The 16,104-nt window shown below is 63.1% G+C and carries 16 protein-coding genes; 13 read left to right on the top strand and 3 right to left on the bottom strand.

The window, feature by feature from the left end; genetic code table 11:
• Positions 1-3: 3 nt before the first annotated feature.
• Positions 4-1,845 carry an AMP-dependent synthetase/ligase gene (locus HMPREF2526_RS01630; protein ID WP_070513603.1) on the top strand — a complete coding sequence of 614 codons (1,842 nt, stop codon included), beginning with the start codon at positions 4-6 and terminating at the stop codon, positions 1,843-1,845.
• 125 nt (positions 1,846-1,970) lie between these two features.
• A complete protein-coding gene (locus tag HMPREF2526_RS01625; protein ID WP_070513599.1) occupies positions 1,971-2,651 on the top strand; it encodes a hypothetical protein in 681 nt (226 codons plus the stop codon).
• 179 nt (positions 2,652-2,830) lie between these two features.
• Here the strand turns inward: HMPREF2526_RS01625 and HMPREF2526_RS01620 are convergent, their stop codons facing one another.
• Together HMPREF2526_RS01620 and HMPREF2526_RS01615 are read right to left on the bottom strand one after the other, a co-directional pair.
• A complete protein-coding gene (locus HMPREF2526_RS01620; protein WP_070545447.1) occupies positions 2,831-3,898 on the bottom strand; it encodes a CNNM domain-containing protein in 1,068 nt (355 codons plus the stop codon).
• Positions 3,898-5,271, bottom strand: coding sequence for a hemolysin family protein (locus HMPREF2526_RS01615; protein ID WP_070545445.1), 1,374 nt, complete (start codon positions 5,269-5,271; stop codon positions 3,898-3,900). Before HMPREF2526_RS01615 ends, HMPREF2526_RS01620 begins: the two co-directional genes overlap by 1 nt.
• Before the next feature lie 140 nt (positions 5,272-5,411).
• Between HMPREF2526_RS01615 and hemW the strand changes: the two genes are divergently transcribed.
• From hemW to HMPREF2526_RS01565, 11 genes are all read left to right on the top strand, one after another.
• Positions 5,412-6,548, top strand: a complete 1,137-nt coding sequence (hemW, locus tag HMPREF2526_RS01610) for a radical SAM family heme chaperone HemW (RefSeq protein WP_070545443.1) — start codon at positions 5,412-5,414, stop codon at positions 6,546-6,548.
• A gap of 290 nt (positions 6,549-6,838) precedes the next feature.
• Positions 6,839-7,873 carry a heat-inducible transcriptional repressor HrcA gene (gene hrcA, locus HMPREF2526_RS01605; RefSeq protein WP_070545441.1) on the top strand — a complete coding sequence of 345 codons (1,035 nt, stop codon included), beginning with the start codon at positions 6,839-6,841 and terminating at the stop codon, positions 7,871-7,873.
• A gap of 54 nt (positions 7,874-7,927) precedes the next feature.
• Positions 7,928-9,070, top strand: coding sequence for a molecular chaperone DnaJ (gene dnaJ / locus HMPREF2526_RS01600; RefSeq protein ID WP_070545439.1), 1,143 nt, complete (start codon positions 7,928-7,930; stop codon positions 9,068-9,070).
• A complete protein-coding gene (locus HMPREF2526_RS01595; RefSeq protein ID WP_070545437.1) occupies positions 9,070-9,810 on the top strand; it encodes a 16S rRNA (uracil(1498)-N(3))-methyltransferase in 741 nt (246 codons plus the stop codon). Before dnaJ ends, HMPREF2526_RS01595 begins: the two co-directional genes overlap by 1 nt.
• Positions 9,811-9,820: 10 nt before the next feature.
• Positions 9,821-10,786, top strand: coding sequence for a PhoH family protein (locus tag HMPREF2526_RS01590; RefSeq protein WP_070545435.1), 966 nt, complete (start codon positions 9,821-9,823; stop codon positions 10,784-10,786).
• Positions 10,783-11,358 carry an rRNA maturation RNase YbeY gene (gene ybeY / locus HMPREF2526_RS01585; RefSeq protein ID WP_070446682.1) on the top strand — a complete coding sequence of 192 codons (576 nt, stop codon included), beginning with the start codon at positions 10,783-10,785 and terminating at the stop codon, positions 11,356-11,358. Before HMPREF2526_RS01590 ends, ybeY begins: the two co-directional genes overlap by 4 nt.
• A gap of 115 nt (positions 11,359-11,473) precedes the next feature.
• Positions 11,474-12,322 (top strand): pyridoxal kinase PdxY, encoded by an 849-nt coding sequence (pdxY, locus tag HMPREF2526_RS01580; RefSeq protein WP_070545433.1) that lies wholly within the window; start codon positions 11,474-11,476, stop codon positions 12,320-12,322.
• Positions 12,323-12,466: 144 nt separating this feature from the next.
• Entirely contained in the window at positions 12,467-12,808 is a 342-nt protein-coding gene (locus HMPREF2526_RS13165) for a hypothetical protein (protein ID WP_141756313.1), read from the top strand.
• A 288-nt stretch (positions 12,809-13,096) separates the two neighbouring features.
• Positions 13,097-14,092 (top strand): GTPase Era, encoded by a 996-nt coding sequence (gene era, locus HMPREF2526_RS01575; RefSeq protein WP_046649038.1) that lies wholly within the window; start codon positions 13,097-13,099, stop codon positions 14,090-14,092.
• 18 nt (positions 14,093-14,110) lie between these two features.
• Entirely contained in the window at positions 14,111-14,827 is a 717-nt protein-coding gene (gene recO / locus HMPREF2526_RS01570) for a DNA repair protein RecO (protein ID WP_070525526.1), read from the top strand.
• 10 nt (positions 14,828-14,837) lie between these two features.
• Positions 14,838-15,590, top strand: a complete 753-nt coding sequence (locus HMPREF2526_RS01565; protein ID WP_070545430.1) for an isoprenyl transferase — start codon at positions 14,838-14,840, stop codon at positions 15,588-15,590.
• 68 nt (positions 15,591-15,658) lie between these two features.
• Here HMPREF2526_RS01565 and HMPREF2526_RS01560 read toward each other — a convergent pair whose 3' ends face one another.
• Positions 15,659-16,078, bottom strand: a complete 420-nt coding sequence (locus HMPREF2526_RS01560; RefSeq protein ID WP_070545429.1) for a Fur family transcriptional regulator — start codon at positions 16,076-16,078, stop codon at positions 15,659-15,661.
• Between the last annotated feature and the right edge of the window lie 26 nt (positions 16,079-16,104).

Here is a 16,104-nt window from a genome sequence, read left to right as displayed (position 1 = left end):
ACTGTGACTTTGAATGAAGCGCATACGAAAGCGGAGTTCGAGATCAAAGACGGGGAGACCTGCCTTACCGCCATGATGGCTACGGCACACGCCCGCCCACATGGCGTGCTGTTTACCCGCCCCGCGAACTACGAGTGGGTCAACGTCACCGCCAAAGAGTTCGTGGAAGAGGTCTACGCGGTGGCCAAGGGCCTCATCGCTTTCGGCGTGGAGCAGGGAGACCGCGTGGCTCTTATTTCTACCACCCGCTACGAGTGGTCCCTGTTGGACTATGCCATCTGGGCCGCCGGTGCTATCTCCGTTCCGGTGTACCCGTCTTCATCGATGTCACAGGTCCAGTGGATCATTGAGGATTCCGGCGCGATCCTCGCCATTACGGAAACCCGCGAGCACTCCGAGCTGGTTAAGCACCTGAAGCTGCAGGAGGATGGCACCCCGCAGCTGCACGGCTCGCCCTCCCAGCTGCGCCGCGTGCTAGAGATTAACTCTTCGGCCATCGATACGCTGAAGTTTGAGGGACGCGACATCAGCGACGACACCGTCGACCAGCGCATCGAAGCCACGAACACCGATGACGTCGCCTCGCTGGTCTACACCTCTGGCACCACCGGTCGCCCCAAGGGCTGCATGCTGACCCACCGCAATTGGCTGGCAGAGGCGCGCGGCCTGCTGACCAACCCCATTGGTGCCATCGCCGTGCCGGGTGCGCACGTTTTGACCTTCCTGCCTTTGGCACACGTCTTTAGCCGCGCGGTGTCACTGGCGGTCACCATCGGCGGTGCCTCCCAGAACCACTGGTCCGATTTCGGCACCATCACCATCGAATTCGCGCGCTCCCGCCCGAACCTGATCCTCGGCGTGCCGCGCGTGTTTGAGAAGGTACGCAACGGCGCGTCCGCGAAGGCCCACGCCTCCTCCGCATTCAAGGGTGCAATCTTCGACCAAGCTGAAAAGGTCGCCATCGAATACTCCAAGGCGCTGGATACTCCGGAGGGGCCTAACCGAGTCCTCAAGGCCAAGCACAAGGCCTTTGACAAGCTGGTCTATTCCGCCATCCGCCAGGCGATGGGCGGCGAGGTCAAGTACTGCATCTCCGGTGGTTCGGCCATCTCGCAGGACTTGCTGCACTGGTACCGCGGCATCGGCGTGACCATCTACGAGGGCTATGGCCTGACGGAGACCGCAGCGGCTGCCGCCGTGGACTTCGTGGACCAGTCCATCGGTACCGTCGGCCCGCCGCTGGGTGGAACGACGCTGCGCATTAACGACGACGGCGAAATCATGATCAAGGGAGATATCGTCTTCAAGGGCTACTGGCAGAACGAGGAAGCCACCGAGAACTCCCTGCAGGACGGCTGGTACAACACCGGCGACCTGGGTGAAATCGATGAGGACGGCAAGCTCGTTATCACCGGCCGCAAGAAGGACCTCATCGTCACCGCCGGCGGCAAGAACGTCTCGCCGGGGCCGATGGAAGATATCCTGCGCTCCCACCCGCTGATTTCCCAGGCCATGGTGGTCGGCGACGGCAAACCCTTCATCGGCGTCTTGCTCACCCTCGATGAGGACGCGCTCAAGCGCTGGAAGGCCGATCACAACATTTCCGCGACCAAGGGCATGCGTGAGGTAGCTGCTGATCCGGCACTGCGCGCGGATATTCAGGACGCCATCAACCAGGTCAACGCTACGGTCTCCCACGCCGAGGGCATTAAGAAGTTCGTCATCCTCGACCAGGACCTCACCGAGGAAAGCAACGAACTCACCCCCACGATGAAGGTGAAGCGCTATGTCGTGGCGCAGCGCTACGCAGCGGACATTGAGCGCCTCTACGCCGGCAAGAAATAAGGCTGGATGGAGTCTGTGAATTCCTTCGGAGTGTCGCGCAGACCCACGGGAGAATCTCTAATAGAGTCAGCGGGGTCAGAAAAACTCTAAACCTCAACTAGAGGTTCTCGCGGAAAGGGCAGCCTATGCACAAAATCGCAGCCGAGCTGCGCCACCGTGAGCTGACCCAAGAAATCTATAACATCGGCGACGAAGTCGTTGACTACATTGAGCACCTCATCGAGGCCATCGAGGACTGGGATGATGAACTCTCCCTCGACTGCTTGGCTGAGCTGGGGGACATCGTCGAGGACGCCCGCGTGGATTCCGGGCGTTGTGTCGGCGAACTCATCGGCCTGCGCCACGCGCTGGTCTCCGGGCTGAAGTCCGGCACCATCTCGGCTGCCTCCTCCGGCGACAACGACGTTGAGGAACCGAAGCAGCTTACCGCCCGCGCGCTCGCTGAGGGCCTGCCCATCTCCGGCCCGCCCGTTGTGGTTTCGGAGCTGGCAGAAACCCTGCGCGGCCGCACCGCCGCGGTGGCCGCCTACCTGCGCGAGCTGGTTGAGTACGTGCTGGCGCAAACCGACGCCGTGGCCCGCAACCTCGATGTGGTCTCCCTGCCGAACCTGTACAAGCGCGCCGGCGAGTCCGCGCTCATTGCAGTGCAGGCCTGGCGCCACACCGTCGTTGAGGCACACCCCGCCTTCGTGCGCACCATGCGCGGGCATAACCCGCCGCCCTTCCTGGAGGAGCGCGCGCGTATCGACGCCGTTGTTGCCCGTGTGCGCGCCAAGCGTCAGAAGAAGGCCGCCACGACTGCCTAGTCGCCGCATCACAGACTTCCTTGTTGCCAACACACAAGGATTACCTAAGAAAAGCGCCACCGAGATTCCCTCTCTCGGTGGCGCTTTTCGCTGTTAGCGTGTCACGTCTAGCTTCGTGTGCCACGCCTAGCTTTCCGTGTCACGCTTAGCTTCGTGTTCCCCCGTTTAGCGCGTAAGCGCTAGACCCCCGGGTTCTTCGACGCCGGCACGGCCTGGTCCAGCTGCTCCGTAATCTGCGGCCACAGCTGGCCCATGATGTCATCCCAGGTGAGGATCCACACCGTCTTGTCCTTGGTGGGCTTGCCCACGACGACGAGCTGCTCGTTGCGGGCGCGCATCTGGTCCAGAGTCTTCTGCACGGTGGAGGAGGAGCCCACCGCCAGTGCGGGGCGGGAGAAATCCAGCACCGGTGTTTCCGGGTCCGCGAGCAGGGTATCGCGCACATGGACGATGCGGGGGATGCGCGAGGTACGCGGGTAGACCAGCACGCGCATGATGGACTTGCGTACCACCAAGTCGTGGAGTTCGGCCACCGTGGCATCGGAGGATAGCGGCAGGATTTCCGAGCCGTGCTCGCGGGCCAACTGGGCCGCGGTGGAGGCTTCCAGCTCGATGACGCCAGTGATCTGGTTCGCGGAGTCGTCGTCAAGCGTGCCCGTCAGGCGCGAGTGCTCGACTAGGTGGCGCAGGGTCTCCGCGTCGTAGCCGGCCGCACCAGCGCGGTCGACGGGCTCCTCGCCGGTCATCGTTACCAGCTTGTTGGCCATCTTGTTGATCCAGATCAATAGTGGGCGGAAGAGCCAGATGAAGCCGCGGGCGGGCACCGCGATGAGCTGGAGGGCGGTCTCCGGGTGAGCAATGGCCCAAGACTTCGGCGCCATCTCACCGATGACCAGGTGCAGGAAGGTCACGACGAAAAGGGCCAGCAGGAAGGAAACGACGTCAGCAACGCCCAGCGGCAGGCCAAGGGCCTCCAGTGGCGTCATCAACAGGTGATGGACCCACGGCTTGGTCACGGCACCCAGGACGAAGGTCGCGGCGGTAATGCCCAGCTGGGCGCCGGCCAGCATGATTGTCAGCTCATTGAGCGAGCGCAGGCCTGCGCGCGAAGCCGCCGAGGATTCCGCGGTTTCCTCCAAACGGTTGCGGCGCGCGCCCATGAGGGAGAACTCGATGACCACGAAGAACGCGGAAGCGGCGATGATGAGAACAGTGATAAGGAGGTTGAACCACCAGGTATCAGTCATTAGTCATCGTCTCCTTCCGGGAATTCCTCCACTAGCTCGAGTGCCAGGACGGAGGGTACGTGGCGGTCGATTTCCTCGACGCGCACGTTGAGCGTGCGGATGGGGGCTTCGTCGCCGTCGACCCAGTCTTCCGGCTCGGCCTCAAGCTCGATGGAAAGCTCTTCGCCTTCTTCCGGCAGCGTTCCGGAGTGCGCGATGAGCAGGCCGGCGACGGTTTCGAAATCGCCCTCTGGCAGGTCGTGGCCGATGGCGCGCTCCACCTCGTCGATGGGCGTGTCACCGTCGACGATCCAGTGCGTCTCGTCCTGCTCAGTGATTTCCTCGGTTTCTTCGAGGTCGTGCTCGTCGGTGACATCGCCGAGGATTTCCTCGGCCAAGTCCTCCATGGTCACGATGCCCACGAAGCCGCCGTATTCGTCGATGACGCAGGCGAGTTTCTCGTCGGCGTCGCGAAGCTCCGTGACGACGTCGGGAAGCGGCATGAGCTCCGGCACCACCACGGGATCTTTCATAATCTCGCGGGCCGGGGTAGCAGGAGGCAGCTCGGTGCCCAGCACATCGTAGAGGTGCACCACGCCGATGGGATTGTGTTCATCGTCGATGATGGGGTAGCGGGTGTGGTTCTCCGACATCATCTCGCGCACCTCGCCGATGGTGGTTTCGGGCTCGATGACATCCACGCGCGAGCGCGGAATCATGGCGTGTCCCACGTCGTGTTCGGGGAAGTCGAGGAGGCGGTCGAGCACCAGGTAGGTGTCCTCATCCAAGTCGCCGGCCTCGTGGGAGGCATCGACGATGGACTCCAAGTCATCGGTGGTGGCAGAAGAATCGACATCCTCCACCGGCTCGATGCCGAATAACTTGAGCAGGGCATTGGAGGAATACTCGAAGAAGTGGATGAGCCAGCCAAAAATCTTGAGGTACCACATCGTCGATGCGGACAGCCACAGCGCTGACTTCATGGGGGCTGCGATGGTGTAGTTCTTCGGGAAGAGCTCGGCGAAGAGCATGGTGAGAACCGTCGAAATAGCAAGCGCCGCCACGGTGCCTACCGCGACGGATACACCCGTGGGCACGCCCACGCCGCCCAGCAGCTGGCCCAGGCCTTGGCCCACGAGGGGCTCGGCCACATAACCGATGAGCAGGCCGGTAATCGTGATACCCAGCTGCGCGCCGGAGAGCATGAAGGATGTCTTTTGCGTGATCTTTAAGGCGCGCTCCGCGGGCTTATCCCCAGTCGCTGCGCGCTGGCGCAGCTGCGTGCGGTCCACCGACATGAAGGCGAATTCCTGCGCCACGAAGTAGGCGTTGGCCACGATAATGAGAGCGATGACGGCGAAACCCGCCACAATCATCAGGATGGCAGATAACACGGCTTACCCCACCGCCTTAAGGAGGCGGCGGGGACATCGACTCGGAGGTTCCACTTAAAAGAGGCCTTTCTTCACTATCGGGGTTGCAAATCTGCACTATAGACTACCGCTTTAACGGCGCTGTCGGATACTTTGTTCCCATGGATCCCTTTGGTCTCTACATTCACGTTCCTTTCTGCGCCTCCCGCTGCGGTTACTGCGACTTCAACACCTATACCCCGGGTGAGCTGGGAGGGGATCTGACCAGCGATTATCTGGCTGCGCTGGAGAAGGAACTGGAGATGGCGGCGGCGCAGGTGGGGCGCGAGGCCGAAACGGTTTTTATCGGTGGCGGTACGCCGAGTCTGCTGGGTGCTGAGGGGCTGGGCCGTGTCTTGTCGAAGGTCCGCGATACCTTTGGCCTCGCCCCGGACGCGGAGGTCACCACGGAATCCAACCCGGAATCCACCTCGCCGGAGTACTTCGCTGGGCTTCTCGACGCCGGCTTCACCCGCCTTTCCCTGGGCATGCAATCCGCCTCCCCGGGGGTGCTCGCCGTGTTGGAGCGAGCCCACACGCCGGGCCGGGCCTTCGATGCTGCGCGCGAGGCCATCGCCGCGGGCTTCGAGCACGTCAACCTGGACATGATTTATGGCACGCCGACAGAAGAAGATGCCGACGTTGCCCTGACGCTGGAGCGTGCCCTGGAGACCGGGGTGGATCACATCAGCGCGTATTCGCTCATCGTGGAGGATGGCACGCGTATGGCCCGCAAGGTATCGAAGGGCCTGCTGCCAGCACCGGATGAGGACGTGCTGGCCCGGCGCTATGGGATGATCTCTTCCACGCTCGAGGCCGAAGGTTTCGAGTGGTATGAGGTGTCCAACTGGGCCAAGCCGGGCGGGGAGTGCCAGCACAACCGCATCTACTGGGTGGACGGCAATTGGTGGGGCGCGGGCCCGGGCGCGCATTCGCACCTGGGCAACGAGCGCTTCTTCAACGTGAAAAACCCGCGGACTTACATTAAGGCCGTGGGCGAGGGGGAGCTGCCCATCAAGGAGCGCGAGCAGCTCAGCGCCGCCGACCGCCACACCGAGCGCATCATGCTGGGCCTGCGCCTGCGCGAGGGCATCCCGGCGTCCTGGCTCGCGCCGGCCGCCGAGCCCGTGGCCGCGCGTTTCATCGAGCGCGGCCTGCTCGAGCGTGCCGGTGAGCGCCTCCGCGTGACCAAGGCGGGCCGCCTGCTCGCGGATGGCATCATCACTGACCTCCTCGTCGCTGAAGACACCGCCCGCTAGGGGCTTGTCCCGCCTGCGGGCCGACCTCCGAGTCCGCATCAGCTGGCTGATTAGCGGCCTGCATCGATGCTCGAAGATGGTTCCAGTGGAAAGGCTCCAGTCATAAGGTTTGTTTGGGGGCAAACAAACCTTCCTTGGGCTGCAAGAAGGTTCGTTTGGGCACAGGTAAACCGTATGACCCGAACCATTTGAGTAGAACCACTTGGAAGCGGCGGTGAACTACCTGCCCGTAGTCGTTGATTTCCACAGCTTTTCCACCCCTGACCGCCAGAACGGATAGCCTTAAAGACATGTCTAGCTCCACCGATGCCCGCCGCCAAGAAGTCCTGCGCGCCATCGTCGCGGACTACATCGCCTCGCAATCGCCCGTCGGCTCCAAGGCCCTGCTCGAGCGCTACCAGCTGGGCGTGTCCTCGGCGACGATTCGCAATGACATGGCCGTGCTCGAAGCCGAAGGCCTCATCGCCCAAGAACACGCCAGCTCCGGGCGCGTGCCCACGCAGAAGGGCTACCGCCAGTTCGTCGACACGCTGCATGACGTCAAGCCGCTCTCCAAGGCCGAGCGCCGCGCCATGCTCACCTTCCTCGAAGGCGGCGTGGATTTGGAAGACGTGCTGCGCCGTTCCGTCCAGCTGCTGGCCCAGGTGACCAAGCAAGCCGCGGTAGTGCAGATGCCCAACCTCAAGGTCTCCCGCGTCAAGCACTGCGAGGTCGTAGCTTTGTCACCGGTGCGCCTGCTGCTGGTGCTGATTACGGATAATGGGCGCGTCGATCAGCGCAATGTGGAGCTCGATGATGTCATCGACCCCGAGCAGACCCACCGCCTGCGCGATATCCTCAACACCGCCCTGGAGGGCAAGACGCTCACCGATGCTTCGGCGGAGCTGGCCGCGCTTGTCGACGACTCCCCAGTCGACATCCGCCCCCACCTCCTCAAAGCAGCCACCACGCTGATTGAAACCCTCGTGGAGCAGCCCTCCGATCGCCTGATCATGGCGGGAACCTCCAACCTCACCCGCGTGGCCCTACCGGAGGGCCTGCCGTCGATCATCGAGGCCCTAGAAGAGCAGGTCGTGGTGCTGAAATTGCTGGCGCGCGTGCCAGACCTGGGCAATGTTTCGGTCTCCATCGGCGAAGAAAACGAGGCCGATGAGCTGCGCCAAACCTCCGTCGTGGCCACGCGCTATGGATTCGGCACCGGCTCGGAGGCCGCAGCACTCGGCGGGCTCGGTGTGGTGGGGCCGACGTATATGGACTACTCGGGAACAATCTCCAAGGTCTCTGCCGTTGCACGCTATGTGAGTGAAATTCTGGCGGGCGAGTAAGCTGGCCCGTCGGATTAGATTTAGCATCAACGAGATATAGAAGGATGACAGTACGTGGCTCGTGACTACTACGGCATTCTTGGTGTAGAAAAGTCGGCGTCGGATGCCGAGATTAAGAAGGCCTACCGCAAGCTGGCGCGCAAGTACCACCCGGACGTGAACCCGGGCGATGACGAGGCCGCGGAGAAGTTCCGCGAGGCTTCCCTTGCGCAGGAGGTTCTGCTGGATCCGCAGAAGCGCCGGGTTGTGGACATGGGTGGTGACCCCATGGAGGAGCGCGCAGCCCAGGGCGGCGGCTTTGGTGGTTTCGGTGGCGGCGGCCTCGGGGATATCTTCGCCGAGTTCTTCGGCGGGGGAGCTGCCTCCCGCGGTCCGCGTTCCCGCGTGCAGCCGGGCGATGATGCGCTCCTGCGCACCACCATTACCCTCGAGGAGGCCTATAGCGGCGTTAAGCAGCAGGTTAAGGTCGATACCGCTGTGATCTGTGACCGCTGTGAGGGAACCGGTTCCGAGTCCAAGTCCAAGCCGGTGACCTGTGATCACTGCGGCGGCATGGGCCAGGTCCAAGAGGTCCAGCGCAGCATGTTGGGCAACATGATGACCACCCGCGATTGCCCGAAGTGCTACGGCTTCGGCGAAGTAGTCACCGATCCTTGTGGCCACTGCGGCGGTGATGGCCGCGTGCGCAAGCGTCGCGATATTACGGTGAATATCCCCGCCGGCATTGGTGATGGCATGCGCATCCGCATGGCGTCCCAAGGCGAGGTCGGCCACGGCGGCGGCCCCGCTGGCGACCTGTACGTTGAGGTGCACACCGAGCCGCACCCCGTCTTCGAGCGCAACGCCGATGACCTGCACCTGACCGTGCGCGTGCCCATGGTGGATGCCGCGCTGGGTGCTTCGTGCACCGTCGAGCAGCTCGACGGCGAGGAGCTCACCATCGATATCGCGCCGGGCACCCAGCCGGGCGAGTCCATCACCCTCCAAGGAAAGGGCATGCCGCGCCTGCGCACCGACGGCTTTGGCAACCTCCACGCCCACGTGGATGTTGTTGTCCCGACTGACCTGGATAAGAAGACCCGCGAGGCACTGGAGAAGGTCCGCGCCGCCGGCCACGGCGGCACCGAGGTCCACCACGCCGGGGATGGCCAGGGCGAATCCCTCTTTAGCCGCTTCCGCGATAAGTTCCGCCGCTAATGTCTCTGCCCGTCTTCCTCCACCCGGATCTCTCCCTCGCTGAGGTTGGCCAGCCGGTGGGCCTCGAGGGTGCGGAGGGCCGCCACGCGGTCACCGTCAAGCGCATGGGACCAGGGGAGCACCTGGTCCTGATCGATGGGTCCGGGCGCCGCGCCACCGCGACCATCACCGATACGCAGGGCAAGGACACGCTGGCCGCGCTTGTCGACGACCTCGCGATCATCCCCGAACCCTCCCCGCGCGTCATCGTGGTCCAGGCCATCCCGAAGTCGGAGCGCTCCGAGCTCGCCGTCGACCTGGCCACCCAGGCCGGCGCGGATGAGATCATCGCCTGGCAGGCAGACCGCTGCGTGTCCAAGTGGGATGCCAAGAAGGCCCCGAAGGCGCTAGCCAAGTGGGAATCTGCTGCCGTGGCAGCCGCCAAGCAATCGCGCCGCGCGCGCGTGCCGGCCGTGCGCGGCCCGCTGACCACCCGCCAGCTGTGCCAGGAAATCTCCGGTGCTCGCGCGCTGGTCCTCCACGAGGACGCCGAGGCTCGGCTCAAGGATCTTGCTGACCTCGACTCCGCCGAGACCATCTACCTGCTGGTGGGCCCGGAGGGCGGCATCGGCGCGGAGGAACTAGCCCGCCTACAGGACGCCGGTGCGACGGCGATCCAGTTGGGGCCGGAGGTGTTGCGGACGGCGTCGGCAAGCATGGTGGCGTTGGCCAGCATCGGCACCCTGACCGCGCGCTGGTAGCCTTTTTAGCGTGCCTATTATCACCACCAAGTTTGATCTCGATTCCGCCTACCTCGCCACGGTGCTCGGTCCGGCGGACGATAACCTGCGCGTTTTGGGCAACCTCGTGGGCGTGGACCTGTTCGCTCGCGGCACCACAGTCACCGCCGCCGGCCCAGACTATGAGGTGGCCCGCGCACGCAAGGTCTTAGAGGAGCTCGAGGCGATTGCCCGCCGTGGGCATCCGGTGAGCACCGATACCGTTAAGCACACTCTGGACCTTGTCACGGTGGATGCTCCCGCTTCCGTGTCTGAGACGCTCGCGGCTGATATTGTCTCGCGCCGCGGTAAGGCCGTGCGGCCGAAGACTCTTGGGCAGTCGCGCTATGTGCAGGCCATCGATGAGAACACGATTGTCTTCGGTATCGGTCCGGCCGGTACCGGTAAGACCTACTTGGCGGTGGCGAAAGCGGTGCAGGCCCTGCGCGCCAAGCAGGTCAGCCGCATTATCTTGACCCGCCCGGCCGTGGAAGCGGGGGAGAAGCTGGGCTTTCTGCCTGGCACTTTGAACGACAAGATTGACCCCTACCTGCGCCCGTTATACGACGCTTTGCGGGACATGATCGATCCGGAGATGATTCCAAAGCTCATGGAGGCCGGGATCATTGAGGTCGCACCCCTGGCCTATATGCGTGGCCGCACGCTCAACGATGCCTTCGTCATCCTTGACGAGGCCCAAAACACCACACCGGCGCAGATGAAGATGTTCCTGACTCGTTTGGGATTTGGCTCGACCATCGTGGTAACCGGCGATATTTCCCAGGTGGACTTGCCCGGTGGTCAGGTCTCGGGTCTGCGCCTGGTGCGCCGCATCCTGAAGGATGTGCCGGATATCCACTTCGCGGAGCTGGGCTCTGCTGATGTGGTGCGCCACCAGCTGGTCGGGCGCATCGTGGAGGCCTACGATAACTTTGCTGAGCAGGAGGAGAAGAAATGAGCATTGAATTCATCAACGAGTCCGGTTATGACGGCGTCAACGAGGAGATGCTGATCGACGTCTGCTCTTATGCCCTCGGCCGCCTCGACGTGAATCCGGATGCCGAGTGCACCATTACCGCGGTGGATCTAGATACCATCGCGGAGCTGCACGTGCGCTGGATGGACCTGGAAGGCCCGACCGACGTTATGAGCTTCCCCATGGATGAGCTCACCCCGGGCGCTACCGGCGGGCGCCCCGACGCCGCGGAGGCAGGACCGGCCATGCTGGGTGATATCGTGCTCTGCCCGGAGTTTGCCCAGCGCCAAGCCACCGCGGCCGGCCACTCCTTGGGCCACGAGCTGGCTTTGCTGACAGTGCATGGTTGCCTGCACCTGTTGGGTTATGACCACACCACCGCGGCGGAGGAAAAAGAAATGTTCGGCCTGCAGAATGAGCTGTTGGCGGACTGGTACGAAGACCTGGCAGCACGCGGCGTGAGCTACCAGCCCAAGCCTTCTGGTCCGAAGGCTTTCCCGGATGCGGCCGAGCGCGCCGAGCTGGACAAGGAAGTTCCCGGCGGCGGAATCTAAAGCGACTCGGCAAGGGTTTAGCGCCACTCCTGACACGGCCACGCTAAAACAGTTTCTTTGCTTAAATGAGGCCAATCGTTGAGGTGCTGCGTGGGGCGTAGCACAATAGGGGATTATGAACATCCTCTCCATTCAGTCCCACGTCACCTTCGGCCACGTGGGCAACTCCGCAGCAGTCTTTCCACTTCAGCGCGCTGGCCATGAGGTGTGGCCGATTCACACGGTGAACTTCTCCAACCACACCGGTTATGGCGATTGGGGCGGGCCGATGATCCCGGCGGAAGAGGTCACGGCGATTGTGGACGGCATCGAGAAGCGCGGCGCCTTCCCGCGCATTGATGCGATTTTGTCTGGATACCAGGGCGGTCCGGACATCGCCGGCGCCATCGTGGATGCCGTGAACCGCATCAAGGCTGTGAACCCGAGTGCCCTTTACGCCTGCGACCCGGTGATGGGCAACGCCAAGTCCGGCTGCTTCGTCTCCGATGAAATCCCGCCGCTGCTGCGCGATAAGGTCGTTCCGGTCGCGGACATCATCACTCCGAACCAGTTTGAGCTGGGCTACCTGACGGACTCCGAGGTCGGCACCTTGGAGCAGACCCTCGCCGCGGTGAAGCGCGCTCAGGAGATCGGACCGAAGACTGTGCTGGTGACCTCGGTGCAGCGCCCGGAGACCAGCGAGGACGAGATTGAGATGCTCGCCGTTGATGGCGAGCGCGCCTTCCTGGTCACTACCCCCAAGCTGCCGTTCAAGCGCAACGGCTCGGGCGATGTCACGGCCTCGCTTTTCACCGGCCACTACGTGGAGACGCATGATGCGAAGGAAGCGCTCAAGCGCACCGCGTCTTCCGTCTTCGACTTGCTGCAGAACACCTACGAGGCGGATTCCCAGGAGCTGCTACTCATCGAGTCGCAGGATGCCTTCGCTCACCCGCAGCTGCAGTTCCAGGTCGAGGAGCTCTAGCTTTCACGCCTCTTTCGCTGCCCGCGCGCCTTTGCAGCCTTGGGCTCTGTCTGGTTCTCTTGGTCTCGCGCATCAGCCTGAGTCTTGGTCTTGCTTGGTCTCGCGCGCCAGTCTGATCCTTGGCCCGCACAAGGCGTCCGGCAAATGGCATCCCGCAGAAGGCATCTGTCAGAAGGCGTTTTCAGGAGTGAAAACGCCTTTTGCGGCGTCCAGATGGCGTTTTTGCTACCAAAGACGCCTTTCGGAAGATGCCGTTTGCAAGATGCCATGTGGCGCAAGCTTTTTCGCAGTCAACATGCGGCGGATAACCTCGCGCCACCAACCTTCACCCGCACCTCGTTGCTGCTTTCGCGGCCCACCTTCAACGATGTCGTTTCCAGCTATAAGGTTCTACTCAAACGGTTCGGGTCAGAAGGTTCTCTTGGGGGCAAACAAACCTTCTGGAGGCCGCTAGATGGTTCGTTTGGGGGCAAGGAAACCTTATGACTAGAACCGCCTGACTCGAACCATCTGCAGGGCGGATGACCCCCGGAGGAGCACAGAAGGTCCCTTTAGTCTGGTCCCTTCGCACACTAAAGGGACCATTTAGCACGCGAAAACCGGCACCAGATGGTCCCTTTGCACAGAGAAGGGACCAGAGTAGAAGGACCAAACTACAAGGACCATCTGCCGGCGCATCGGCAGGAAGCTCTCGGGGCCGCACGTCGAGAGTCAGAGCAGCGCTTCACAACAAAAACGGGACTCGGCAGCTCGTGCGTTATGATATGAGGCAATATGAGCACTGATTTCGATGCCGCCTTCGCCGACCTGCCAGCCGAGGGCGAAGCCAACGCCGCCGACTATTCGCAATACACCGACACACCCGAGGGCTTCCGCTCCGGCTTCGTGTCCTTCGTCGGCCGCCCCAACACCGGCAAGTCCACCCTGACCAACGCCCTGGTGGGGCAGAAGATCGCCATCACGGCTGACCAACCCGAGACCACCCGCCACCCCATCCGCGGCCTGGTCCACCGCGAGGACGCGCAGATCGTCCTCGTCGACACGCCCGGCCTGCACCGCCCGCGCACTCTGCTCGGCGAGCGCCTCAACGAGGTCGTCAAAGACACCTATGCCGACGTCGACGTCATCGGCCTGACCATCCCCGCGGATGAGAAGATTGGCCCTGGCGACCGCTGGATCCTGGAGAACGTCCGCAAGGTCGCCCCGAAAACCCCCATCATCGGCATCGTCACCAAGCTGGACAAAGCCTCCAAGGACCAGGTTGGCGCCCAGCTGCTCGCCCTGCATGAGCTGCTCGCCGAAGAGAACCCCGATGCCGTGGTCATCCCAGTTTCCGCCACCGAGCGCGTGCAGCTGGATGAGCTGACCCAGGTCATCGTGGACCACCTGCCCGAAGGCCCCAAGTTCTACCCGGACGACCATGTCACCGACGAAGACCAGTCCAAGCGCATCGCCGAGCTCATCCGCGAGTCTGCGCTCTCCGGTCTGAAATACGAGCTGCCGCACTCGGTTGCCGTCGAGGTCGATGAGATTCTGCCTAGCCAGGAGCGCCCGGACGTCCTCAACGTCCACGCCATCCTCTACCTGGAGCGCCCCGGCCAGAAGCGCATCATCGAAGGCAAGGACGGCCGCCGCTTCCGCCGCATCGTGGGTACCGCCCGCAAGGAAATCATTCAGCTCCTTGGCCAAAACGTCTACCTTGACCTGCGTATTAAGGTGCTTAAGAATTGGCAGTCGGACCCGAAGGCGCTGGGCCGCCTGGGCTTCTAAAAGCCGGAGAACTTCCACATGCGCGAAAACTTCCGCGACCGCGCCCTTGTCATCCGCTCCTATGATTTCGGCGAGGCGGACCGCATCATCGTGCTCTTGACCCGCCACCACGGCCTCGTGCGCGGGGTGGCCAAGGGAGTGCGCCGCGCCAAGTCGCGCTTCGGCTCGCGCCTGCAGCTCTTCGTTAACCTCGACGTTCAGCTTTATCCCGGGCGTAACCTCTACACCATTTCCCAGGCCGATACCGTGGATTACTTCGGCGCGCGCATCATCGAGGACTACGAGCGCTATACCGCTGCGTGTGCTGCCCTCGAATCCGCCGAGCGCCTCGCCGCCGCTGATGCCCCCGGCGATCCCTACCTCTATGAGGCCTGCGTCGATGTCCTCGACAAGCTTCAGCACGGCGATCCGCTCATGCTTCTCGACGCCTTCCTTCTCAAAGCCATGTCCCACGCCGGCTGGGCGCCCAGCCTTTTCGATTGCGCCCAGTGCCAAAGACCCGGCCCGCACCACGCCTTCCACCCAGCCGTGGGCGGCGCCGCCTGCCACCAATGCCGCCCACCAGGCGCCGCCGAGGTAGACCCAGAAACCCTGCACCACATGTGGCTCATCGCCCATGACCACCCCAGTCAACCAACGAACGCCCAAGCCCAAGAGGCCCATCGCCTCACCCGCGCCCACCTGCAATGGCACCTCGAGCGCTCCGTTGGCGCGCTGGGGATCATGGAACAGTAGACTGTAATGCGTGATTACGCCTGACCCGAACCGAGTCCTTCATCCGCCCGCTATCCCGCAGGAGTTCCTGCCGCGCCACATCGCGCTGGTCATGGACGGTAACGGCCGCTGGGCAGAGGAGCGCGGCATGAAGCGCACCGAAGGTCACCGCCGCGGGGAAGCAGTGCTTCTCGACGTCGTCGATGCCTGCCTCGCCCTCGGCGTTCCCTACCTTTCCGCTTATGCCTTCTCCACCGAGAATTGGCGCCGCAGCGCGGAGGAAGTCCGCTTCCTCATGGGCTTTAACCGCGACGTGCTGCGCCGCCAGCGCCATTGGCTCAACGAGAGGGGAGTGCGCGTGGTCTGGGCCGGCCGCCGCCCGCGCCTGTGGCGCTCTGTGATCAAGGAGCTTGAGGCCGCAGAGGAGCTGACTAAGGACAACACCAAGATGACCCTGGTGATGTGCGTGAATTACGGTGGTCGCGCCGAGCTTGTCGACGGCATCCGGAAACTCGCCGAGCAAGTCTCCCGCGGCGAGCTGGACCCGCGCTCCATCAATGAGAAGACGGTCAGCTCGGTGATGTATGACCCCGATATGCCAGACGTGGATCTGTTCTTGCGCCCCTCCGGCGAGAAGCGCACCTCCAACTTCCTGCTGTGGCAGTCGGCTTACGCAGAGATGATTTACCAGGACAAGCTCTTCCCGGATTTCACTCCGGAAGACTTGTTCGCCGCGGTGGAGGAGTACGCGCGGCGTGACCGCCGCTTCGGCGGCGTCAAGTAGCGCGCGAGCTGTGTAGTGCTGTCAAGGGGGATGAAGATATCCTCGATGTGGCAGGAAAAGTGGCGTGTCTAAGACGCCGCGCGGCACTCGGCGCAGATGCCGAAGATTTCGGCATCGTGCCCGGTGAGCTCGAAGTCGTGCTCCTTGGCTACCGAGGAGGCCCACTCTTCAATCGGGCCGCCATCGATTTCTTCGGTGCGGCCGCATTTGGTGCACACCAAGTGGTGGTGGTGCGCATCGCTCTCGCAATGGCGGTAGAGGGTCTCGCCGGAGGGCATGTGGAGCGCGTCGACGGCTTCAATCTCCGAAAGTGATTGGAGCGTGCGGTAGACGGTGGTGAGGCCGACTTTCTGGTTACCGTCGATAAGCGCCTGGTGAATGTCCTTGGCGGAGACGAACTTGTCGAGACTGCGCAGGACCTCAACGACGGCGGTGCGCTGGCGGGTATTGCGAGCGCCGAGTTTGGGAATACTGTCGTGGATGGCCATGGGGCTTAGTTTATCAACACACTTCC

This window comes from Corynebacterium sp. HMSC070E08, assembly GCF_001808895.1.
Classification (GTDB): Bacteria; Actinomycetota; Actinomycetes; order Mycobacteriales; family Mycobacteriaceae; genus Corynebacterium; species Corynebacterium hiratae.
Note: the sequence above shows the minus strand (reverse complement) of the source record. Positions and strands in the feature narration are given on the sequence as shown.